This window comes from Flavobacterium sp., from assembly GCF_013823965.1.
Taxonomy (GTDB): domain Bacteria; phylum Bacteroidota; class Bacteroidia; order Flavobacteriales; family Flavobacteriaceae; genus Flavobacterium.
Map to the genome: position 1 here is coordinate 13321 of NZ_PNNA01000017.1, position 23367 is coordinate 36687.

General features: G+C 35.9%; 16 protein-coding genes and 1 pseudogene. 8 read left to right on the forward strand and 9 right to left on the reverse strand.

Features of this window, described 5'->3' with window-relative positions:
• Window positions 1-5: 5 nt before the first annotated feature.
• Window positions 6-1913 carry a DEAD/DEAH box helicase gene (locus C0430_RS01985; RefSeq protein WP_290864939.1) on the reverse strand — a complete coding sequence of 636 codons (1908 nt, stop codon included), beginning with the start codon at window positions 1911-1913 and terminating at the stop codon, window positions 6-8.
• 100 nt (window positions 1914-2013) lie between these two features.
• Window positions 2014-2586, reverse strand: coding sequence for a non-canonical purine NTP diphosphatase (locus C0430_RS01990; protein ID WP_290864968.1), 573 nt, complete (start codon window positions 2584-2586; stop codon window positions 2014-2016).
• A 220-nt stretch (window positions 2587-2806) separates the two neighbouring features.
• Here C0430_RS01990 and C0430_RS01995 point away from each other — a divergent pair, with 220 nt between their 5' ends.
• A complete protein-coding gene (locus C0430_RS01995; RefSeq protein WP_290864941.1) occupies window positions 2807-3250 on the forward strand; it encodes a lipocalin family protein in 444 nt (147 codons plus the stop codon).
• Window positions 3251-4120: 870 nt separating this feature from the next.
• Here C0430_RS01995 and C0430_RS02000 read toward each other — a convergent pair.
• A complete protein-coding gene (locus tag C0430_RS02000; RefSeq protein WP_290864943.1) occupies window positions 4121-4924 on the reverse strand; it encodes an NYN domain-containing protein in 804 nt (267 codons plus the stop codon).
• A 305-nt stretch (window positions 4925-5229) separates the two neighbouring features.
• Here C0430_RS02000 and C0430_RS02005 point away from each other — a divergent pair, with 305 nt between their 5' ends.
• A complete protein-coding gene (locus tag C0430_RS02005; protein WP_290864945.1) occupies window positions 5230-6492 on the forward strand; it encodes an aminotransferase class I/II-fold pyridoxal phosphate-dependent enzyme in 1263 nt (420 codons plus the stop codon).
• Between the two features lie 126 nt (window positions 6493-6618).
• On the opposite strand, the gene C0430_RS02010 is transcribed toward C0430_RS02005, so the two are convergent.
• Together C0430_RS02010 and C0430_RS02015 are read right to left on the reverse strand one after the other, a co-directional pair.
• On the reverse strand, window positions 6619-7737 hold the full coding sequence (locus C0430_RS02010; RefSeq protein ID WP_290864947.1) for a GTP cyclohydrolase: 1119 nt from the start codon (window positions 7735-7737) through the stop codon (window positions 6619-6621).
• A 21-nt stretch (window positions 7738-7758) separates the two neighbouring features.
• Window positions 7759-8694: a transporter gene (locus tag C0430_RS02015; protein WP_290864949.1), complete on the reverse strand. Its 936-nt coding sequence runs from the start codon at window positions 8692-8694 to the stop codon at window positions 7759-7761.
• A 124-nt stretch (window positions 8695-8818) separates the two neighbouring features.
• Between C0430_RS02015 and C0430_RS02020 the strand changes: the two genes are divergently transcribed.
• The 5 genes from C0430_RS02020 to C0430_RS02040 all read left to right on the forward strand — a co-directional run bounded on the left by C0430_RS02020 (window position 8819) and on the right by C0430_RS02040 (window position 14854).
• On the forward strand, window positions 8819-9100 hold the full coding sequence (locus tag C0430_RS02020) for a DUF4834 family protein (protein WP_290864951.1): 282 nt from the start codon (window positions 8819-8821) through the stop codon (window positions 9098-9100).
• Window positions 9101-9142: 42 nt separating this feature from the next.
• Window positions 9143-11575 (forward strand): YfhO family protein, encoded by a 2433-nt coding sequence (locus C0430_RS02025; RefSeq protein ID WP_290864954.1) that lies wholly within the window; start codon window positions 9143-9145, stop codon window positions 11573-11575.
• 2 nt (window positions 11576-11577) lie between these two features.
• Entirely contained in the window at window positions 11578-12870 is a 1293-nt protein-coding gene (locus C0430_RS02030; protein WP_290864956.1) for a glycosyltransferase family 4 protein, read from the forward strand.
• 8 nt (window positions 12871-12878) lie between these two features.
• Complete coding sequence (locus C0430_RS02035) at window positions 12879-14339, forward strand: polysaccharide biosynthesis C-terminal domain-containing protein (RefSeq protein WP_290864958.1); 1461 nt, start codon at window positions 12879-12881, stop codon at window positions 14337-14339.
• Window positions 14340-14557: 218 nt separating this feature from the next.
• The gene (locus C0430_RS02040) at window positions 14558-14854 is read left to right on the forward strand and encodes a hypothetical protein (RefSeq protein ID WP_290864960.1); all 297 of its coding nucleotides are present in this window, start codon (window positions 14558-14560) and stop codon (window positions 14852-14854) included.
• Window positions 14855-14864: 10 nt separating this feature from the next.
• On the opposite strand, the gene C0430_RS02045 is transcribed toward C0430_RS02040, so the two are convergent.
• The 3 genes from C0430_RS02045 to C0430_RS02055 all read right to left on the reverse strand — a co-directional run bounded on the left by C0430_RS02045 (window position 14865) and on the right by C0430_RS02055 (window position 21059).
• Complete coding sequence (locus C0430_RS02045) at window positions 14865-17273, reverse strand: thiamine pyrophosphate-dependent enzyme (RefSeq protein WP_290864962.1); 2409 nt, start codon at window positions 17271-17273, stop codon at window positions 14865-14867.
• A 187-nt stretch (window positions 17274-17460) separates the two neighbouring features.
• On the reverse strand, window positions 17461-20208 hold the full coding sequence (locus C0430_RS02050) for an aminopeptidase (RefSeq protein ID WP_290864964.1): 2748 nt from the start codon (window positions 20206-20208) through the stop codon (window positions 17461-17463).
• A 122-nt stretch (window positions 20209-20330) separates the two neighbouring features.
• Entirely contained in the window at window positions 20331-21059 is a 729-nt protein-coding gene (locus tag C0430_RS02055; protein ID WP_290864966.1) for a TIGR00730 family Rossman fold protein, read from the reverse strand.
• Window positions 21060-21803: 744 nt separating this feature from the next.
• Here C0430_RS02055 and C0430_RS13390 point away from each other — a divergent pair.
• Window positions 21804-22415: an ankyrin repeat domain-containing protein gene (locus C0430_RS13390; RefSeq protein WP_366559283.1), complete on the forward strand. Its 612-nt coding sequence runs from the start codon at window positions 21804-21806 to the stop codon at window positions 22413-22415.
• Window positions 22416-22533: 118 nt separating this feature from the next.
• Here the strand turns inward: C0430_RS13390 and C0430_RS02065 are convergent.
• A pseudogene (locus tag C0430_RS02065) lies at window positions 22534-23367 on the reverse strand (excinuclease ABC subunit UvrA); the annotation flags it as partial.

Consider the following 23367-nt stretch of genomic DNA (forward strand, 5'->3'; position numbering starts at 1 on the left):
ATGTGTTAGCTTCTTCTTGGTCTTCTTTCTCTTGGTGCGTCACCAAAGCTTTCTGAGCGTCTTGCCGGTCTTTCCGAAGAACCTCCGTCGCGTCTTGGAGCCCTGTCAGAAGAGCCTTCTCTTCTTGAACCGGAACTTCTTTCGCTTCTGAATCCACCTTCTCTTGGAGCTGAACTTCTTTCGCTTCTGAATCCGCCTTCACGTCTTGGAGCAAAGTTTCTTTCTCTTCTTGGAGCTGAACTTCTTCCGCCACCAAAACCTCCAGAGCTTCTTCCGTTGTGGTCACGTCTTCCGCCACCGTCATTTTTGGAAATTTCCACGTTGATTCTGCGTCCTTCCAATTGTACGTTGTTTAATATTTCCATAACCCTGTCCGTGTGTTCCGGATCGGTGTTGAAGAAAGAGAAACCTTCTTTTACATCTACTTTGAAAACGTCGTCACGACCCAAGTCCAATGTTTCTTTCAAGTAATCCTTCAATGACATCCAGTCGAAATTGTCTCTTGAACCAATGTTCACGAAATATCTTGTGGCACCACCATTGTTGTTTTCTCTTGGTTCCCTGTCGTCACGGTCGCGTGAACCTGAAGATTGAGAAGAAATATCTCTTGTTTTCTTGTAGTAATTGATGAAACGGTTGAATTCAACAGACACCATTTTCTTGATTAATTCTTCTTTCGACAAACCTTCCAATACATTGTTGATGGCCGGCAAGTAGTTGTCAATTTCGTGATCTACTTCAGTATCTTTAATTTTGGTAGCCAAGTGCAACAACTGGATTTCGCAGATTTCGATTCCAGATGGAATTGTTTTTTCTTCGAATTTCTGTTTGATGATTCTTTCGATGGCCGAAATCTTGCGGATTTCACTTTTGGTCACGATAACGATCGAAGTTCCCAATTTTCCGGCACGACCAGTACGGCCAGAACGGTGATTGTAGGTTTCGATTTCGTCAGGCAATTGATAGTTTACCACGTGGGTTACATTGTCAACGTCAATTCCACGAGCAGCCACGTCGGTAGCCACAAGCATTTGGATTTGACGACCTCTAAACGATTTCATTACCCCGTCACGTTGTGCTTGGGATAAATCTCCGTGCAAAGCGGCAGCACTGTATCCGTCTTCGATTAATTTTTCGGCAACAGCTTGTGTGTCACGTTTGGTTCTACAAAAAACTACCGAGAAAATGTCCGGGTTGGCATCGGCCAATCGTTTCAAAGCTTCGTAACGGTCACGAGCATTTACCAAGTAAAATTCGTGGGAAACGGTAGCCGAACCAGAGTTTTTGGTACCAACGGTAATTTCCAATGGGTTTGCCATAAATTGTTTGGCAATACGGGCCACTTCTTGCGGCATGGTAGCCGAGAATAACCATGTGTTTTTTTCGTCAGGCGTGGTCGAAAGGATGTTTACGATGTCTTCGTAGAATCCCATATTCAACATTTCGTCTGCTTCGTCAAGGATACAGTAATTAATTTGGGTAATGTTTACCAATCCCCTGTTAATCATGTCTTGCATTCTTCCTGGAGTAGCCACGATAATTTGTGCTCCTCTTTTGATTTCTCTAGCCTGTTCTGTAATACTCGCACCACCATAAACAGCCACTACATTGATACCTTTTTCGTATTTGGAGTAGTTTTTAAGTTCGTTTGTAATTTGCAAACATAGTTCGCGGGTAGGTGATAAGATTAACGCCTGTGTATTTCTGTTGTCGGCATCAATTTTTTGGATGACTGGAAAACCAAAAGCTGCCGTTTTCCCTGTCCCTGTCTGAGCCAACGCAACTAAATCTGTGTCTTGTTCCAATAATAGGGGAATCGCTTTCTCCTGTACTTCGGTCGGATTCTCAAATCCTAGATCGATAATCGCACGCTGTAGCGATTCACTCAATCCTAATTGTTCAAATTTATTCATATATGTTTTTAAAATTTGGCGCAAAGGTACGTCGAATAAACGAGAAAATCTAATGGGTAATTTAGATTTGCCAATTTATTGTTATTTGAAAATCAAATAGTTAGTTTTTTAGGAAGGCGATGAGTTGCGCTGTAGCCTTGCCACGATGGCTGATGGCGCCCTTTTCTTCGAGTGAAAGTTGTGCAAAAGTGGTTGTAAAACCTTCGGGTTGAAATATGGGATCGTAGCCAAAACCTTGATTTCCTGCTCTCTCCAAAGTAATTTTACCCTGTGCAATTCCCGTAAAAAGATGCTGTTTTCCGTTGAGGTTTAAGGCAATTACGGTTTTAAACTGGGCATTTCTATTGGTTTTATTTGATAACGCTTCCAATAATTTGTCCATGTTGTCTTCGGGGTTGCGTTGTTCACCAGCGTAACGTGCCGAGTACACTCCGGGCGCTCCGTTTAATGCTTCAACTTCCAGTCCTGTATCGTCAGCAAAGCAGTCGTAACCGTATTTTTGGGTCACGTAATTGGCTTTTATGATGGCGTTTTCTTCGATGGTATCGGCTGTTTCCGGAATTTCTTCGAAGCAACCAATGCTTTCCAGGCTCACGATTTCTATTGTTGGTGGAAGTAATTGTTGTACTTCGAGGATTTTATTTTTGTTGTTGGTGGCAAAAACGAGTTTCATTTTCATTTATTTAATTGGATAAAAAAACAAAGATACAACGTTTTGAAAATGGTATTGTTATATTCGATTTTCATTTTGATAAAGGGATATTGAAACTGTTTTTTATAGAATAATAAGTTTTAACTCATAATTTTAAGTAATAGTGGGTAGATGAACTGACAATCTTTTTTGGTTGCAAATTTTTACTTATCATTGTATGCTTATCAAATTAGAAAAAACCATGAAAAAATCAATTGTTTTATTCCTTTTGGTATTGACTTTAGCAACAGTTTTTACTTCTTGCACCAAAGACGATAGCGGTCCTGTAGATATGAATTATATTGAAGGAAAATGGATTTTCAATAAATCAACAGCAACTTCCAGCGGATTTACGATACCTTATTCAACGGATTATTTCAAAAATGAAGATGGATGTAATAAAGACTACATTGAACTTATTGCCGGCGGTGTTGCGAAATATGGCAATTATTCATTGAATTGCGTATTTGAAGGAAAAGAAGGAACTTGGACACAAAGTGGAAATACGATTACAATTTCAGTATCAGGTACCAGTTTTAACGGAACTTTTAATGTGGCCAGTCTTTCGGCAACGGAGTTGTTGTTGAAAATTGATGGAACTTATGCCGGTAATTCAGGAACATTTAATCTGTATTTTACAAAATAACCGGTATTTATTTTTTGTTTTCAATCCTGAAAAATTAACATCTTAATTTGTTGTTAAAATAATGTAAATCAATATTTTGTATTGTAATTAATCGTAAATTTGGGTGTTGTTTTGATTGATTACTTGAGCATATAATATCATAAATATTTTAATATTAGAAAAAGTATCTCAATAGTCTGCTATACCGAATCAAGTATAAGTTGGATAATGATAAATCAGAACATACAAATTGGAGGACTGTAAAAAGTCCTCCTTTTTTGTTTCCTCTTCAAATGGATGAATTGGATTATTTGTGTAATAATTCGAAATTCGATTGTTGGAATGCATTATTGATAATTTAAAAAAAACATTGCGTTAATTAGATGTTAAACTGCTTAATTTCAGTTTTTTAAAATAAATATTTTGTAAATTTGAATGTGGTTTTGATTCATTACTTGAGAATGTTTATTTCATAATGGAATAGGACAACTCATCATCGGACATACCAGTAACGGTATGAGCCAATATTGGTAAATCAAAATTTACAATTGGAGGTCTGTAAAAAGGCCTCCTTTTTTTGTTTCCTAATCAAATGGTTGAATTGGATTATTCATGGAATAATTCGAAATTCGATTGTTGGAATAAATTATTAATAATTTAAAAAAAATATTGCGTTAATTTGAAGTTAAACTATTCTATTTCAATTGTTTGAAATAAATATTTTGTACATTTGAGTGTGGTTTTGATTAATTACTTGTTTATTTCAATCTGAACAGAGAAGATTATTCAATAGTCAGTTGTATCGTAAGGTAGAAACTGATAATGGTAAATCAAAATCAACAATTGGAGGCCTATAAACGGCCTCCTTTTTTGTGTTATATCAACTTATGTTTAACTGTAGCGCAACCTTACAAAAACGTGTTTGATTCCTTTTTTGTCGGATTCTCTTTCATCAATTTCTAGAATATCAGATAAGGATTTCAACATGGGAGTTAGTTTTGAAAACCCGTAATTTCTGGGGTCGAATTCCGGTTTTTTCTTCACTATGAGGTTTCCCACATCGCCAAGAAATGCCCAACCATCTTCATCGCCAATAGCATCGAGGGTGTCTTCGATGAGTTCTATGGTTTGGTTATCGATTTTATTGAGGGGTTTTTCTTCCGTTTTCTCGGGAATTTTTGCGGCCACTTTTTCAATGACTTTTTTGTTTTCCTCTGCTAACCTTGTTTTGGGGGATTTCTTCTTGATGGCGCCATCCAAAACTTCTATGTAAATGAATCTATCGCAAGCTACAATAAAGGAATTGGGTGTTTTCTTTTCGCCAATACCAATGACTTTCATTCCGGATTCCCTCAAACGGATGGCCAATCGAGTGAAATCGCTGTCGCTGGAAACAATGCAAAAACCATCTACTTTGTCGGAATACAACAAATCCATCGCATCGATAATCATGGCCGAATCCGAAGAGTTTTTTCCCACGGTGTAACTGTATTGTTGAATAGGAGTAATCGCGTGTTCCAATAAAACACTTTTCCATCCGCCGGCATTGGGCTTGGTCCAATCGGCATAAATGCGTTTTGTGGTTGGTGTTCCGTATTTGGCTACTTCTTCCATCATTCCTTTGACATTGCTGTAAGGAACATTATCGGCATCAATGAGAACGGCAAGTTTTAGTTCTTCGGAGTTTTGTGACATATAAAAATAGTGTTCAGTACCCAGAAGTGGGTATTTATTGAATCAAATGTACAAAGTTTATCGTTATTAATGGTACTAGGTTTGGGATTGTAATGAAAATTACCAAAAAGAAAAAAATACAAAGTAAAAAGGATGCAATTGAAATACCAAGAAATTGTTGGGTGTAATTCCATTTTATAATTAGTGATAAATTACTTTATTAGTCAATGAACTGGAATCTAAAAATAAATTTGCTTTCGAGACCATAATAAATTATAAATAATTAATTTTGCCACTTCAAAAAAAGATAAAATACTCAATATATTATGGTAAAAGATTTATTCGAAAGAATTCAAAACAATAAAGGACCATTGGGAAAATGGGCTTCACAAGCAGAAGGTTATTTTGTGTTTCCAAAATTGGAAGGCGAATTGGGACCAAGAATGCAATTTCAAGGAAAAGAGGTTTTAAACTGGAGTTTGAACGATTATTTAGGTCTGGCAAATCATCCAGAAGTGCGTAAAGCAGATGCGGATGCGGCGATTGAATACGGTGCAGCTGCCCCAATGGGAGCACGTATGATGAGCGGTCACACCAAATATCACGAACAATTAGAGAATGAATTAGCTGCTTTTGTAATGAAAGAATCGGCTTATTTGTTGAATTTTGGTTACCAAGGAATGGTGTCTATTATTGATGCTTTGGTGACTAGAAACGACGTGATCGTGTATGATGTTGATGGTCACGCTTGTATTATTGACGGCGTTCGTTTGCACAGCGGAAAACGTTTTACATACAAACACAACGACATCGAAAGTATGGAGAAAAACCTGCAACGTGCCACAAAATTGGCTACGGAACAAGGTGGAGGAATCCTTTTTATTACTGAAGGTGTTTTCGGGATGCGTGGTCAACAAGGAAAGTTGAAAGAGATTGTGGAAATGAAAAAGAAATACAATTTCCGTCTTTTGGTTGATGATGCACACGGTTTTGGTACACTTGGAAAAACAGGTGCCGGAGCAGGCGAGGAGCAAGGTTGCCAAGATGGAATTGATGTTTACTTTTCCACTTTTGCCAAATCAATGGCGAATATAGGTGCTTTCGTGGCTGCCGACAAAGACATTATCGATTATTTGAAATACAATTTGCGTTCTCAAATGTTTGCCAAAGCATTGCCAATGATTCAAACCATCGGTTCATTGAAACGTTTGGAATTATTGCGTAATTCATCTGAATTGAAAGATAAACTTTGGGAAAATGTAAACGCTTTGCAAGGTGGTTTGAGAAGCAAAGGATTTAATATTGGTGATACCAATACTTGTGTTACTCCAGTTTACCTTGAAGGAAGTGTGCCGGAAGCGATGGTGATGGTAAATGATTTAAGAGAAAACTACGGTATTTTCTTGTCGATCGTGATTTATCCGGTGATTCCAAAAGGAATGATTTTATTGCGCGTTATTCCTACGGCATCTCATACATTAGCGGATATTGACCAAACATTATCTGCTTTTGAAGCCATTCGCGAGAAATTGGTAAACGGAACTTACAAAGAAATCGCCAGCAGAACCACTGTTGATTTGGACGCTTAAAAATTAGTGTTCAGTATTCAGTTTTTAGTTCGCAGTTATTATAAGTAAAAAAACCTTTCGTTAATTCGAAAGGTTTTTTTTGTATAAACTGATTACTGTTTTTCAAACTGACCACTGACCACTTTTTTAAAGATTTTTGATAAACGTTTTTCTTCTACAATGAATTCTTGGGTCGAAGTTTTTCCATAAATTATGGATGGCGTGATTCTCTTCCAATTCAGGAGTTCGGATGCAGTTGACGATTCCTTTTTCGGAGAAAGTTTTGAAATATTCGTCAAAAATAATGGCTGTCACGCCTTTGTTTTGATATTCTGGATGAACGCCTATCAAGTAAAAAACAACATCTTTGCTGTCTTTCCTGGCTTTGAGCAAATGATAAAATCCAAAAGGGAAAAGTTTGCCTTTGGCTTTCTGCAACGCTTGTGAAAAACTTGGCATCACAATACTGAAAGCCACGATGTCATTGTTTTTGTCCATCACAAATTTGATGTATTCCGGATTGATGAAACTGATGTATTTCTTCTTGAAATATTCTTTTTGAATGTCGGTGATGGCCACAAACGAAGATAAATTGGCGTAGGAACTGTTGAACAAATCAAACATTTTGTCCACATAAGGCATAATGTCTTTTGTTTTGGTAAAGTTCAAGCTCGTCAGTTCGTAACGCTTTTTGATTAATGCTTGCGCTTTCAAGAAGAATTCGGGTTTCACGTTCGAAAAAGGGAAAATGCTTTCGATGTATTCTTTCTCCTTTACAAATCCCAATTGTTCCAAATGAGTGGCATAATATGGATGATTGTACCAAGTAATCATCGTTCCCATTTCGTCAAAACCTTTGGTGAGCACGCCCACTTTGTCCAGGTTGGAGAAACCCATCGGTCCTTCGACGTGTTCCAAATTGTTTTTTCTGCCTAATTCGTATGCTTTTTCCAGCAAGGCTTTGGTTACTTCGATGTCGTCTATCACGTCGAACCAGCCAAATCGAACCTTTTTTTTGTGTTGGTCGTTGACTTCGTTCCAGTTGATGATAGCGGCAATTCTTCCCACAATTTGATTGTCTTTGTAAGCCAAATAAAAATAGGCTTCGGCACTTTCGAAAGCGGGATTTTTGGTTTTGTCGAACGAGGCCAACTCGTCGGCGATGATGGGTGGCACCCAGTAGTTGTTGTCTTTGTATAAGGAGAAAGGAAATTTTACGAATTCGGTCATTTCCTTTTTGGTAACGGCTTCTTTTATGGTAATCATTTATTTTTTGAAATTGTAAGTTTATCCTTTTTTAGTTTTTTTTGCTCTTCTTATGGCTTTTTTGTCTGAATCTCCCGTGTCGATTTTAGTGCGGACTTCTTTGTAATTGGCGTCATATCGCCAAGAAAATCCAATTCCTCCATAAAGTATCGAAGGCGTGTTTTTTAAACTGGTACTTATCGAAGCATCAATTTGCATGTCCTTGTGAATCAAATAAGCTGCCCCGCCACGAACAATGGCATCACTGTAAAAATCACTCATATAGCCTTGATTTTCTATAAATCCAGACCAGTTTTTATTGAATCCTTTGGTCAAGGTAATTCCGTATCCATAACTTGGGAAATCGGTTCCAATGTAATCGGCGATGATATTGGTTACGAAAACCCAACTTCCGTCACCCAAATGATTTTGGGCAATCAGCATTACTTTTGGTGAAATGGCAGCCTCCGGTGAAAAATAATAAGGATTGTCAGAGAAAGTAAGATTGGCACCCGCAAAGACGGAAACAGCCGGAATTAATTGACGCCAATTGAACGAATGATTGGCTTTCCAGCTATAAATATTTACTTTTTTTTCGTAATTCTTGAATGGATCGTAAATCAAATATTTGGCACCTAATACGGTTTGCTTCATGGCAGATTTATCTGGATATTTTATGGCGGGGTTAAATACCTCATGTTGGTATTGAAAGTCGGCAACAAATTCCAGTTTTTCCATGAACAATCCCCATCTTAACGTCAGGTCTACTCCAAATCCATTGGCATCATATTTCAATATGTCATGATTTTCCTTGATTCCATAAATTCCTGATTCCACTTGTATAACCGATTTTCCCACAGCAAAAGCAGACATGGTTTCGCCTGGTCTGTTCGAATTGATTTCATCGGTGTGTTGTCCATAATGGATAAACGGAATCATTAAAAAGGCTGAAAGAGCTATTGCTTTGATTTTGTTCATACTTTTTTTTTAGGTTAAAAAGGAATAACGCTTTTCAAATGTACTATATTTTATTATTTATTTAAGAATGATATTTTAATTTTGAACGTTGGAATTGTTAATTTTGCCAAAAAATTATTTGATTATGCAAGAAGCATCTTTTAACGGTTTATTAAAAGCAATATTTTACATGATTGCTTTCTATTATATTTTTAAATTTTTGGCAAGATTGTTTTTACCTATTTTGGTTAAAAAAGCAGTAGAAAAAGCGGGCGAAAATTTCCAAAAACAACAACAATATGCCCAAGGTAATCCTTGGCAAAAAACATCGAATAACGATGAAATCATTATCGATACCGCCAATGCCAAAAAAACTCGTGAAACCAAAAAAGTTGGGGATTACGTGGATTACGAAGAAATAGATTAAATTTACCCCAAACCAAAAAACCAAAACCCAACAACCTATTTCATGAAGCAACTTCAAAAGTTATATCCGCACGCCTTAGTTGTACTTGGATTTGTATTAATTTCCCTCATTTATTTTTATCCCGTTTTGCAAGGAAAACAAATTTTCCAATCAGATATTGCCCAATACACCGGAATGGCAAAAGAGCAAAACGATTTTAGAAAGGCTGAAAAAATTGAACCCTATTGGACCAACTCCGCTTTTGGCGGAATGCCGACTTATCAATTGGGTGCCAAATATCCGCACGATTACGTTGGCATGATTGACGATGTTTTGCGTTTCTTGCCTCGTCCAGCCGATTATTTGTTCCTGTATTTTCTGGGATTTTATGGCTTGCTTTTGGTTTTGAAAACAGATCCGCTCAAAGCCTTTTTCGGTGCTTTGGCTTTTGGATTTTCCACTTATTTGATCATTATTCTCGGTGTTGGACACAATGCCAAAGCACACGCGATTGCCTATATGCCTTTGGTTATTGCCGGATTTATATTGGCTTTCCAAAAAAAATACATTTGGGGTGGATTGCTGACGATGTTTGCCGTTGCCTTGGAAATCAATGCGAATCACTTTCAAATGACGTATTATTTGTTGATTTTCCTATTGGTGCTTTCGGGGTATTTTATTTATCAGGCGGTCAAAGAAAAAGAATACAAATCATTGTTGACTTCTTTCGGTGTTTTGGCCATAGCCGGGATTTTCGCCATTGGAGCAAATGCCACGAATTTATTGGCGACAGCCGAATATGCCAACTTTAGCACAAGAGGAAAAAGCGAATTGTCCATCAATGCTGATGGTTCAAAAAGCATTGGCAACAGCGCCATGTCTCGAGATTACATCACGGAATACAGTTATGGAATTGCCGAAAGTTTTAACCTAATTGCTCCCCGGCTTTTTGGAGGTTCAAATAATGAAGCTTTAGGAAAAGATAGCAAGATGTATTCGTTTATGATGGAACAAGGAGTTCCAGAAGCGCAAGCCAGTGATTTTGTTTCGGGAATGCCTACATATTGGGGCGACCAACCTATCGTGGCAGCACCGGCTTACATTGGAATTGTGGTTTTCTTTTTGGGAATTTTGGCCTTGTTTGCCGATAAACGAAAAATAAAGTACATCTTTCTTTCGGGAGCGATTATTGCCTTGGTGTTGTCTTGGGGAAAAAATTTCCCTGCATTGACTGACTTTTTTATTGATAATGTTCCAATGTACAATAAGTTCAGGGCAGTTTCTTCGATACAAGTCATTCTGGAATTGTGTTTCCCGGTTTTGGCCATTATGGGATTGCAATCCTTTTTTGATATGGAAAAAGAGGCAAGATTTAAAGCCTTGTGGCAATCAGCTGCAGTTGGTTTCGGAATTATTGTAGGTTTGTTTTTGTTGAAAGGCAATTTCAGTTTTGCCGGAGCTAATGACGGTTATTTCAGGGAAAGTTATGGACCAGCATTTGTTGATGCTCTTAAAGAAGACAGAATGACGCTGTATTCGGCTGATTTATTGCGTTCTGGTTTTTTTGTTCTGCTTGTGGCCGGTGTTTTATGGTTGTTCATCAAAGAAAAATTTGCCCAGAATACGACAATAATTCTAGTAGGATTATTAATGGTTTTCGATTTGTTTTTTGTGGATAAAAAATATGTTTCGGACAAAGATTTCGTGAGCAGGAGTGAAGTGGAAGTTCCTTTTCAGGAAACTTCAGCCGATATCCAGATTTTGCAAGACACGACTCATTATCGCGTTTTTGAAGTTCAAGGCAATTTGTCAAGCGCCAGGGCTTCTTATTTTCATAAATCGATTGGTGGTTACAGCGCCGTGAAACCGCGAAGAATGCAGCAATTATTCGATTACCAAATTGCCAAAAACAATATCGAGATTCTCAATATGTTGAACGTGAAATACATTATTCAAACCGATTCAACGGGAGCAGCCTTTCCAGTTCAAAATCCGAATGCCAATGGAAATGCGTGGTTTGTGAAAAACGTGAAATTAGTTCAATCGGCAGATGAAGAAATGAAAGTATTGGACAAGCTGGATTCAAAAAACGTGGCAGTTGTAAATCAATTTGAATTTGGTTCCATCTTTAAAAATGATGCCACAAATTTTTCAAAAGATAGTACAGCTACAATTCAATTGGTAAGTTACAAACCCAATTATTTAAAATATACTTCAAATAATGCTGGAAATGGATTGGCTGTTTTTTCTGAAATGTATTATGAAAAAGGATGGAAAGCTACCATTGACGGAAAAGAAACTGGAATTTTTAGAACAGATTATGTTTTAAGAGGATTGCAAATTCCAGCAGGAAAACATGTGATTGAATTTAAGTTTGAACCACAAGTGATACAAACGGGAAGCACAATTACACTTATCAGCTCTTTGGGAATGTTGCTGTTATTGATTGGCGGTGTTTATTTTGAGAGAAAGAAAAGTTTAAACCTTAAACCTTAAACTTGAAACCAGAAAAACTCCTCATAATAACCTATTATTGGCCGCCAGCAGGTGGGCCAGGTGTTCAGCGTTGGTTGAAATTCGTGAAATATTTGCCAGATTTTGGCGTTCAGCCCATTGTCTATATTCCGCAGAACCCGACTTATCCCATTGTTGACGAGAACTTGGTAAATGAAGTTTCGGATAAAGCGATTATCTTGAAACATAAAATCTTCGAACCCTATCAATTGGCGTCGTTTTTTTCGAAGAACAAAACCAAAAAAATGAATTCGGGAATTATTCCAAACCAGAAAAAGCAGTCTTTTTTAGATAAACTATTTCTTTGGATTCGGGGCAATTTATTTATTCCAGATGCAAGAGTTTTTTGGGTAAAACCTTCGGTGTCATTTTTGGAAAAATACATTTTGGAAAATGAAATTGACACGATTGTCACTTCGGGACCGCCACACAGTTTGCACCTCATTGGACTGGAATTAAAACAAAAATTGAACGTAAAATGGTTTGCCGATTTTCGTGATCCGTGGACAACAATTGGTTATCACAAATCCTTGCGATTGTCGAACTACGCGGTCAAAAAGCACAAGGTATTGGAACACCAAGTCCTGAATTCAGCAGACACGGTTATCGTGACCAGCAACACCACCAAAACCGAGTTTCAGGCGATTACTACCAAACCAATTGCCGTAATTACCAACGGATATGATACTGAAAAAGTAGAGAAACAAGCCTTGGATACAAAGTTTTCTTTGGCACACATTGGCTCTTTTCTTTCGGAAAGAAATCCAAAAATGTTGTGGGAAAGTTTGGTCGAATTAATCAATGAAATTCCCGATTTTAAATCGCATTTGGAAATTAAATTGATGGGAGCGGTGAGTCAGGAAGTGTTGGAAACCATATCTGGGTTTGGATTGAATCCGTATTTGAACAACCTGGGATATGTTTCGCATTCCGAAGCGATTGCCCACCAAAGAAAGTCACAAGTGTTGTTGCTTATCGAAATCAATTCGGAAGACACCAAAAGCATTATTCCGGGCAAATTATTTGAATATATGGTTTCCGGAAGACCAATTATTGCCATTGGCCCAAATGGTTCCGACTTTGCCGAAATTATTACCAATACCAATACAGGCGTATTTTTTGACTATTCCGAAAAGATGAAATTAAAAAGTGTACTTTTGGGCTATTACAACCAGTTTTTGGAAGGAAAACTACAATCGAATGCCGTAGGTTTGCAACAATATTCCAGAAAAAGTTTGACGGAGAAATTGGTGAAACTTCTAACCTCTAACCACTAACCACATAAATGGGAATAGTATTAAATCAGTCTTTAAAGAATACCATAATTACCTATATCGGTTTTGCGATTGGAGGCATCAATACCATTTATTTGTATCCTGTTTTTCTTGGTGCCACTTATTATGCCTTGACCAATTACATTCTGTCATCGGCAAATGTGATTATGCCGTTATTCGCTATAGGAATGCAAAATACGCTGGTGAAATTCTATTCGCAATATGAAACCAATGAAGAAAGATCTCGGTTTTTGTCTTTCACGGTCTTGTTTCCCCTGCTCTTGATAATTCCGATGTTTTTAGTTGGTTTTTTATTTTTTGACGAGATTTTGTTTTTTTTGTCGAAGAAGAACGTAATTGTTAAAAATTATATTTGGCTTATTCCATTCATTGGATTGTGTATGGCATATTTCGAAATTTTTTATGCTTGGTTGCGCGTTCACATGCACTCTGTTTTTGGGAATTTCATCAAGGAAGTTGGTTTGCGATCGGCCTCCTTGCTATTGTTGGTTGCTGTTTATTACGATTGGATGACTGTTGAGGGATTTGTTTATGCCACGGCGGTTGTGTATCTTTTGGCACTTTTGGTAACGATGTTTTATGCTTTTAGTATTGAAAAACCTAATTTCCAGTTTACAATCCCGGCTAATACCAAGGATGTTTTAGTTTATACTTTTTATATTATTTTGTCGGGAAGTGTGGCCAATTTATTGTTGGATGGCGACAAAATGATTCTCAATCAATACATGAATATCGAAAATATCGCCTATTATTCCGTGGCGACTTATATTGCTCTCGTTATTTCGGTTCCCAGTCGTGCGATGCACCAAATTGTTTATCCCATTACGGCAAAATTAATGCACGAAAACAAGCATGATGAAATGGATATTTTATACAAGAAAACATCCATCAATCTACAGGTTGTGGGTGGTTTTGTGATGTTGGGTATTTTTGTTAACATCAATAAGCTTTATGAATTGGTTCCACCAGAATATGCCGGAGGTATTTTGGTAGTGTTTATGATAGGATTATCAAAGTATTTTGATTTGATTTTGGGCAACAATAACGCCATTATTTTCAATACGAAATATTATCGAGCGGTTTTGTTTCTGGGAGTGCTTTTGGTAATTTTGACAGTGGGATTAAACATGATTTTTATTCCAATTTATGGCATTATTGGGTCAGCATTTGCCACATTATTGTCCATTACTTTATATAGTTTGGCCAAACTGCTTTTTGTTGTCAAGCGCTTGCATTTGTATCCTTTTACAAATCAAACCCTTTATTCAATGGCTCTTACTCTTGTTTTGTTTTTAGTATTTTATTTTTGGGACTTTCCTTTTCATCCTATAATTTCGATTACCTTAAAATCGATAGTAATGACAGTTTTATATGTTTACCTCAATTACAAGTTTGTAATTTCAACAGAAATAAATCAGGTTATCGACAATCTATTGAAGAAATTGAAATAAATAACAATTTCATTCGAACCAATAAAAAAATACAAATCTAGACTTCGTGTATTTAATCGATTTTTTTATTACATTTGACGGATATTATTTAAATAAAATAAAATATTATAAGAAATTTAATTCTTTTTTCTATTAAACTTTTTTGTGGTTCAATAGTCTAATTCTATATTTCATCAAAATAATCATAAGTAGCTAAAATAATTTTCGCCCCCATAATTATGAAAAGCCATCAAATTGCCAATAAGGAACACCTGCAGAAATACGCCAGTACTCTTGCAAAAAAGATACACAAAGGATTTGTAATTGTTGAAAAAAATGACAAACTACCTTTTGCCGTTTTGACAAAAAAAGCCGTGACTGTGGACCACGGTCTCAATTTTTTTATTTTTTGTGCTACTTTTGGTCTGTGGACTTTGCCCTGGATTTACATAAGCCAAGTCGCTTCCAAAGAAAAAAATATCCTTGTCGCCATTGATGAAGATGGAAATATTTTTGAAGAAAAATGTTATAATTAATTTAATGTTTTTAATATAAACTTGGATATTTAGAAGGGTTTGCCTCATGCATCATGGCGTAAATTTTCTCAAAAATATCTTCAGCAGATGGTTTTGAAAAATAGTCACCATCAGTTCCGTAAGCAGGTCTATGTGCTTTAGACGTCAAGGTTTCTGGTTTGCTGTCTAGATAATTATAGCCATTTTGATTTTCGATAATTTGTTGCAAGATATAAGCCGATGCTCCGCCTGGAACGTCTTCATCAATAATCAATAATCGGTTTGTTTTGATGATGCTTTTCACAATGTCATGATTAACGTCAAACGGAAGCAAAGATTGTACGTCAATTATTTCGCAATCAATTCTAATTTTCATCAGTTCTTTGGCTGCTTGTTCGACTAAACGCAACGTAGAACCATAAGACACCAAAGTGATATCGGCACCTTTTTTTATGACTTCAATCTCACCAATTGGTGTTTTGAATTCTCCATAATTTAAAGGCATTTTTTCTTTCAATCTATAGCCATTAAGACATTCTACCACAAGCGCAGGCTCATCGCACTCAAACAAAGTATTGTAGAAACCGGCAGCTTTTGTCATATTTCTAGGCACTAAAACATGGATTCCTCTTAATGCGTTTATAATCATTCCCATAGGTGATCCAGAATGCCAAATTCCTTCCAATCGATGACCACGAGTTCTTATAATTAGTGGTGCTTTCTGTTTTCCTGCTGTTCGATATTGCAATGTTGCCAAATCATCGCTCATGATCTGGATGGCATACAATAAATAATCCAAATATTGTATTTCGGCAATAGGGCGAAGTCCTCTCAAAGCCATTCCAATGCCTTGTCCAATGATGGATGCTTCTCTTATTCCAACATCGGCAACACGTAGTTCTCCAAATTTTTCCTGTAATCCAACCAGTCCTTGATTTACGTCACCAATGCTTCCTGCGTCTTCGCCAAAAATTAATGCTTCAGGATATTTTTTAAAAATGGCATCAAAATTATCACGTAAAATCATTCGACCATCGGTGTCTTCTTTTGCCTCTTTTTCATATTCCGGTAAAGTTTCCTTTACGCTAAAAACATTCAGATTAGATTCAGAAAACAAGTTACTGCTGAATTTTTGTTGTGTTTTTTGAGTGTAAGAAGTAATCCAACTGGACAATTCCGTTTGGCCACTTTCGTTGATTGCCAATCGTAAAGCAGTTCGAGCCGCTACCAATATTTCCTTTTTTAAGGGCGTTTTTATCTTGCTTAAATCAGTGACAATTTTCTGGATGGCATCTTTATTTTTACTGGTCGAAGCTATTTTTTCAAGTAACGCAACGAGTCCTTTTTTCTCTTCGACAATAGGTTCAATAAAAGCATTCCAAGCTGCAATTTTACCTTCTAAAACCTCTTTTTTTGCATTCGAATCAATTGCTTCAATCTCCTCGGGAGTGGCAATATTGATGGCTATCATCCACAATTTCATTTGGCGAATGCAATCAAAATCTTTTTCCCAAGCAAGTCTTGTCGAATCTTTATATCTTTCGTGCGAACCTGAACTGGAATGTCCTTGAGGTTGTGTCAATTGGCTTACGTGAATGAGTACTGGAATATGTTTTTCACGTGCTAAATTCTCGGCTTTTTCGTAAGTCTCGATTAGGCTCACATAATCCCAGCCTTTTACCTTCAATATTTCGAAACCATTACTGTCGTTAACCCGTTGATATCCTTTTAAAATTTCGGAAATACTTTCTTTAGTGGTTTGATGTTTGGCATGAACCGAAATTCCGTATTCATCATCCCAAACGCTCAAAACCATGGGCACTTGTAAAACGCCAGCTGCATTTATGGTTTCAAAAAACAAACCTTCAGAAGTGCTTGCATTTCCAATGGTGCCCCAAGACACTTCATTTCCATCGACTGAAAAATTAGATTTATGGGCAATTTCCGGAATATTTCTATATATTTTTGATGCTTGTGCCAATCCCAACATACGAGGCATTTGTGCCGCCGTTGGCGATATGTCTGCGCTGGAATTTTTCTTGGTTGTCAAGTTTTTCCAACTGCCGTCTTCATTTAAACTGTGTGTCATAAAATGCCCTCCCATTTGTCTTCCTGCTGACATGGGTTCTTGAAGAACATCGGTATGACCGTATAATCCAGCAAAGAATTGTTGAATGGTTAATTCGCCAATTGCCATCATAAAAGTTTGGTCGCGGTAATATCCTGAACGAAAGTCACCGTTTTTGAATGACTTTGCCATGGCTAATTGTGGCACTTCTTTCCCGTCACCAAAAATTCCAAATTTTGCCTTTCCTGTCAACACTTCTTTGCGTCCCAATAAACTGCACTCTCTGCTTATTATTGCGATTTTGTAATCTTTCAGCACTTCGGTCTTGAAGTCTTCGAATGTCAACGTAGTATTGGCTTTTTCTTTTATCATAATTGAAAAGTATAACTTTACGGGGCGAATTTACTCAAAAACTAGCTATTTTCATAATTCATCGAATGAAATACAATTTAATTTTAAGTAATTTAATTTTGATAAATTACATTTTTTTTAAATAATATTTATTTAAAATTAAATATCACTGATAATAATACAATGAATTATACGGTTTTGTGTCCAATTAAAACCATTTTCTTGTAAAAAGGGGAATTAATTTATTAGGGTCAAGTGTTACCACAAATCTTATTTTTTCACCGTAATGTGGTTGTGCCATTTCCATTCCTTTATTTGAGTACAGAGGGAAATACAATTCGAAATAGTCCGCCAACAAATTTAATCTTATGCCACTGTCATAGACAAAGTTATTTTTTTGTTGCATATTTTTTACAAAACCAATATCGCCGTATGCTTCTATCCAATTCCATAAGGTGTAACTTCCATTCAAGGTGGTAATCCATTGGTTTGCATAAGGGGTGTTTAATTTCGATTTGAAGCCTCCTTCGGCCATTATGAATTCCTGACTCACCATTCCTGTACTTGATGATCTGCCTAAGTAAGCATAATCAAACAGATAGTCTGTGGGTCTGTCCAATGCAAAACTAAAAAAATCGGAATTGCTGTTATTGTATAAAAAACTACCCGCATAGAATCTTAAATTGATTTCATGATTGTTTTCAAAAAGTTTTCTGAATTGGACTTCAGTGGAAACCTTGCCAAATTCACTCGAAAATTGCATGTCGCCAACAAAACTGATGTGATTGGTAACTTCAGTTCTGGAGTTAATGTATTTCATGTCAAAAACGGAATAATCTTCCAGGGAGTTGTCCATAACAAAGGCGCTTTTTTCTCGATTAACGATTACTTGCCGAACATAAATAAGCCGTTTTCGATTGTCTCGATACTCGTTTTTTCGAATTTGCATTAAAACCATCGGGTTTATTTTTAAATAAGTTGCGTCAGGTGCGTAATGAAAATAGGAACCGCTAACACTATATTTTACGTTAAACAAATTGCTGTTCCTGTAATCTTTGTTTATGGCGAAGGCTGCTGCTCCAGTTATTGTCTCAGATTTTACGGAATAGGTAGGATTCAAGTCATAAACAAAAGGCCTGTTTAAAATGGATTTGTTGTGGAATCTTAATCCAGGCGAAAAACCGTCATAAACATTGTATGTCAAAATTGGAGCATATATGACTTGGTTGTAATAAGGATCTTCCAAATCTTTAATCAGGGCAAATTTTACAGGACGATTGTTTGGGAATAATCCTTCAATCCTCTTCCAGTTATTTCTTAAATTATATTCAGGAACCTCATTTTTATAGTTGATGACAATTTTCTTGGCTTCTTTTCTTTCCAGTGTAAAAATGCTGTCTTTATTTGTGGTTTCTAACCATTTTTTAAAAACAATGGTGTCATTTTTTATGCCGTAAATTGGCATCGGAACAGAAACTCCTGTTCTATTATTCAAAGAAAAACTAACGCTGTCTTTTGTTTTTGATACTTTCGAAAATTTGTAATCAATGATTTCACGAGAATTGATGATGGTTTTAAAGAACCAGTCGATATCTTTAGTCGTGTTAGATTTTAATATGGCTTCAAAATCATTTACATTGGTTTGTTTTTGCTTGTTTAGGGCATTGAATTCCTTAATGCTGTTGGGTATAAAATGGTTTTCAAGATAATCATCCAAATAGATCAAACTCAAACCTGCTCTATATTTGCTGGCAATTTGTTCGTTGAATTTAATCAGGGTATTTTTAGGAACTCCAAGGGGTTGATCCAAATTTTTTCGAGCCATGAGCAAATAGAAATAGCTGTATTGCTCATTGAAATCCAGATTTAACAAATTGTATCCTTTAAACAATTTAAAATTAGAAACTTGTCCCATCATCTTGTAATCAGGATAATTTTCTTGGATGTATCGCATCATGCAATACACTTGAATTCCGTCATAAATCCAGTTGTCTTTTCTGGGATCCAATTTCAAAGTGTTTTTTAGATAATTGTTCAAATAGGTTTTCAAAAATTTGATTTCAAAAAGAAATTCATCAGGAAAAGGAACAATGAAGGAAGGCAATTGGTTCAATCCATAGAAAGGGTTTCTATTGTAATCCGCTTGTGAAACCGTTATTTTTTCAAAGGGATACGGGCCAATTAGATTGTTTGTAAATCCCACTATTCGATCAATTGCAATTGCTTTTTTAATTTCGTCAGCCTTGTAGCCTTTTATGTTGGCCAGGACTTCAACGGAACTGTTTTTGTAGCTGCGAAAAGTGGATTTTGGTTCTATAAAAAGACTAAAATCAGTTCTGTTAGTTCCTTTTAATTCATAAAATGAAAAATTTTCTGTCTGCTTCGTTTGGCCATTTTTTAAATCGGTTGTCAGTTCCCAATTTTTTGGAATTATAAACTCGATTTCAAAATCCGAGAAGCCATTGGCAATGTCATCCAGATTGCAATTGTTGTATTTTACAAAAGCATGATTTTCGTATCGTGCAGGAGTAAGGAACCAGTTTTTCAGGTTCATTCCGCCATTTTCATAATGACCATAATTGGTAAATTTACTGCTGGGAACCTTTACTACATAAGTAAGATGAAGCGTGGTTTTATGGTTTGGAGCTAATTTATTGGCCAATTTGACTATGACAAAATCTGGATTTTTTTCGGTTCTTTCCCACGAAAGCGTTGTTTTTTCGTGGCTCGAAATCTTTAAATTGCTCGTGCCTCCTCGTTCTTCCTCTTTGGCCAAATGGAATCCTCGATAAAACTCGTCCGAAAATCGCTTAGCCAAAGGCGATGTTTTTGACGAGTAGGCATTCGTCCAATCATTCAAAACAATCGATGTCAATGTGTCTTCCGATTGATTATAAAACACGATATCCTGTAGAATGGTCAACGTTTTTCGTGCCGTATTTACTTCGACAACCATATGGGAATTATGTTGCCCGTATTGTTTCAGTGAAGCAAATAAAACAAGTAGGAGAATACTATTTTTATAAAATGATTTCAAATATCTCTTTTAAAAAATTAATTAAGCGGTATTGGCTTTCCCTAAAAATTAGGAGTCAAATCGTATTTTTTGTAGAATTTATCCAAAACTTCAACCACTTCATCTTCAGTGTCCACAATTTTGAATAATTCTAAATCGACAGCATTTATCGTCTTTTCTTGTTCGACCAAAACTGTTTTTATCCATTCTATCAATCCTGACCAAAAGGCGGATCCAACCAATATGATAGGGAATTTTCCAATTTTTTTCGTCTGGATCAAGGTCAAGGCTTCAAACATTTCGTCCAAAGTGCCAAACCCTCCAGGCATAACAACAAAACCCTGTGAATATTTCACGAACATCACTTTTCTAACAAAAAAATAATCAAAATTCAGGTTCTTGTCGTGGTCGATATAGGGATTGAAATGCTGCTCAAAAGGCAATTCAATATTCAATCCAACTGAAATTCCGCCGCCAAGATGCGCTCCTTTATTACTCGCTTCCATAATTCCTGGACCGCCACCAGTGATGACACCATAACCTGCTTTACTTATTTTGTAGGCAATTTTTTCGGCCAATAAATAATATTTGTCCTCCGGTTTTATTCGAGCCGAACCAAAAATGGAAACACAAGGACCTATTCTAGCCATATTTTCATATCCGTTGACAAACTCGGACATAATCTTGAAAATTGCCCAACTGTCATTAGTTCGAATTTCGTTCCAGGTTTTTCTTTTAAATTTATCCTGAATTACTTTTTCTTCATCATTGTCAAAATCTTGTAATCTCATTTTCGTGTTTGTTAACTTTTATTGTTCTTCCTGTTTTAAAGCCTAAAAATGGAGTCAATAATTTAAATAGACCAGTATTTCAGACTTCCGTGCTAAAGTAATTCTTTTTTCAAAAAAGTGAAGCACTGCTTTTTTTATTTCTGTCATTTCTTTGCAAGATGTTTTGTTTATTGGTTTGGTTAGAATGAAAATACATGAAAACTGAAGGTGTTTGAACTGAAATCTGGGGAATAATTGACGTTTTGGAGGTGTGATTTTTTAAGAATTCAATAAAGTGTTTTTCCAGTTTTGATACTAAATCAACAAGAGATTAACCGCAGTTGCTCAAAAGCTTCTTTGAATTATTGAAATATCATTAATTTGGGGTCTGAAAAAGCATTTTTTGTGTATAACGTAAATTATTAACAAAAAAAAGTATTTTAGTTAAAAAAATGATGATTTATTGATTGGTTACTTTCTAAAAATTTACATTGGAATGAATAAAGAATAAAAATAGATTTTAAGCAGAATTATTTTATGTTTATCTTGTGGATGTGTCTTTGATAATTTGTATATTTGATAAAAATTTGACAAAATAAACTTTGTGTTTTGCGATATGTTTAAAATAATTGATTTTTATTATTATTTTAATATTTTACAGGGGTAATAACTTATTCGCATATAAACTGATATTGAACATAATTTATATACTGCCAATTATTAAATAAAAAAATAAAAGAAAATAACAATTTAAAAGTAATTATCATGAAAAAAACAATCATTTATTTAGGAATTACCTTAATGGCCTTTTCTAGTTTGTCTTTCGCTTCCAATACTAATTTTATTGGTAATCAAAAAGCATTAAATAGCTATAATGTTTCTCCAGCTCCTTTAGTGGTGGCAATTAGTAAAGGCGATGTTGAAACAGTGAAACAGTTTATAGAAAACGGCACGAAAGTAAATAAAAAATTAAATGGGCTAACTCCCCTAATGTATGCTGCACGCTATAATAAAGTAGAAATCATTGAATATTTATTGCAAAAAGGAGCTGATCGTGATCTTACAGATAGTCAAGGATTTACTGCTTTAAAATATGCTGAGTTATCTAATGCCCGTGAAGCCATTGCTGTTTTGAAATCAACATCAGTTAATGAAAAAGTGAAAGTTTCGTTGATAGATGATACTCTTTTTTTGAATCCTGAATCAATTTTATTAGTAAAATCTAGTAAAACAATCGATGAAATTATTTCTGACGACGAAAAAATAATTGAAAGTGCAGATTCCGATGAAATTCAGCCTTTAAATTTCACAGAGATTAATAAAAAATCTGTTTTAAAAAACAAGAGTAATTCTCAAGGCGTCGTAGCAATATTTTAATTCGGCTGTCCTTATTACAAAATAGCGATTAGGCTAAGATAAAGTCTTGTTTTATCAATAAAAAAGCACCATTATGGGTTATAATGATGCTTTTTTTTATGTTAATTTTTTTCAATACTTAAGCCAATTCCTTCTTCAAAAATTGTGCCGTGTAACTTTTTTTGTTTTTAATAATTTCTTCAGGAGTTCCTTTGGCAACCACTTCGCCACCGCCTTTTCCGCCTTCGGGACCAATGTCAATGATGTAATCCGCTAGTTTGATTACGTCCATATTATGTTCAATAATCAGGATGGTATTGCCTTTGTCAACCAATTTATTAATCACTTCCATCAACACCCGAATATCTTCAAAATGCAGTCCTGTTGTGGGTTCGTCCAAAATATAAAAGGTGTTTCCTGTATCTTTTTTGGATAATTCTCCTGCTAATTTAATGCGTTGTGCTTCACCTCCCGAAAGTGTGGTGCTTTGTTGTCCCAAAGTGATATAACCCAAACCAACATCCTGAATTGTTTTTACTTTTCGGTGAATTTTAGGGATGTTTTCAAAGAAAGGAACGGCCTCATCTACCGTCATATTCAACACATCCGAAATAGATTTTCCTTTGTAACGAATTTCCAAAGTTTCTCTGTTGAAACGTTTTCCCTGACAGGTTTCACATTCCACATAAACATCTGGTAAAAAATTCATTTCAATTGTTCGAACTCCTGAACCTTCACAGGTTTCGCATCGTCCGCCTTTCACATTAAAACTAAAACGACCTGCTTTATAACCCCGAATCATACTCTCCGAAGTCATTGTAAATAGATTTCTGATTTCGCTAAAAACTTCGGTATAAGTCGCCGGATTCGAACGTGGCGTTCTTCCAATCGGACTTTGGTCAATATCAATTACTTTGTCGATATGTTCTAAACCTTCAATTTTCTTGTAGGGTTGCGGTTTTTTGACACCATT

Excerpts from the sequence above, each read along its gene's own strand:
- C0430_RS02045 (WP_290864962.1), bottom strand. The coding sequence starts at position 17,273 with ATGATAAAAGAAAAAGCCAATACTACGTTGACATTCGAAGACTTCAAG.
- C0430_RS02035 (WP_290864958.1), top strand. The coding sequence starts at position 12,879 with ATGGGAATAGTATTAAATCAGTCTTTAAAGAATACCATAATTACCTAT.
- C0430_RS02055 (WP_290864966.1), bottom strand. The coding sequence starts at position 21,059 with ATGAGATTACAAGATTTTGACAATGATGAAGAAAAAGTAATTCAGGAT.
- C0430_RS02040 (WP_290864960.1), top strand. The coding sequence starts at position 14,558 with ATGAAAAGCCATCAAATTGCCAATAAGGAACACCTGCAGAAATACGCC.
- C0430_RS13390 (WP_366559283.1), top strand. The coding sequence starts at position 21,804 with ATGAAAAAAACAATCATTTATTTAGGAATTACCTTAATGGCCTTTTCT.
- C0430_RS02025 (WP_290864954.1), top strand. The coding sequence starts at position 9,143 with ATGAAGCAACTTCAAAAGTTATATCCGCACGCCTTAGTTGTACTTGGA.
- C0430_RS01985 (WP_290864939.1), bottom strand. The coding sequence starts at position 1,913 with ATGAATAAATTTGAACAATTAGGATTGAGTGAATCGCTACAGCGTGCG.
- C0430_RS02005 (WP_290864945.1), top strand. The coding sequence starts at position 5,230 with ATGGTAAAAGATTTATTCGAAAGAATTCAAAACAATAAAGGACCATTG.
- C0430_RS02020 (WP_290864951.1), top strand. The coding sequence starts at position 8,819 with ATGCAAGAAGCATCTTTTAACGGTTTATTAAAAGCAATATTTTACATG.
- C0430_RS02050 (WP_290864964.1), bottom strand. The coding sequence starts at position 20,208 with ATGGTTGTCGAAGTAAATACGGCACGAAAAACGTTGACCATTCTACAG.
- C0430_RS01990 (WP_290864968.1), bottom strand. The coding sequence starts at position 2,586 with ATGAAACTCGTTTTTGCCACCAACAACAAAAATAAAATCCTCGAAGTA.
- C0430_RS01995 (WP_290864941.1), top strand. The coding sequence starts at position 2,807 with ATGAAAAAATCAATTGTTTTATTCCTTTTGGTATTGACTTTAGCAACA.
- C0430_RS02015 (WP_290864949.1), bottom strand. The coding sequence starts at position 8,694 with ATGAACAAAATCAAAGCAATAGCTCTTTCAGCCTTTTTAATGATTCCG.
- C0430_RS02010 (WP_290864947.1), bottom strand. The coding sequence starts at position 7,737 with ATGATTACCATAAAAGAAGCCGTTACCAAAAAGGAAATGACCGAATTC.
- C0430_RS02000 (WP_290864943.1), bottom strand. The coding sequence starts at position 4,924 with ATGTCACAAAACTCCGAAGAACTAAAACTTGCCGTTCTCATTGATGCC.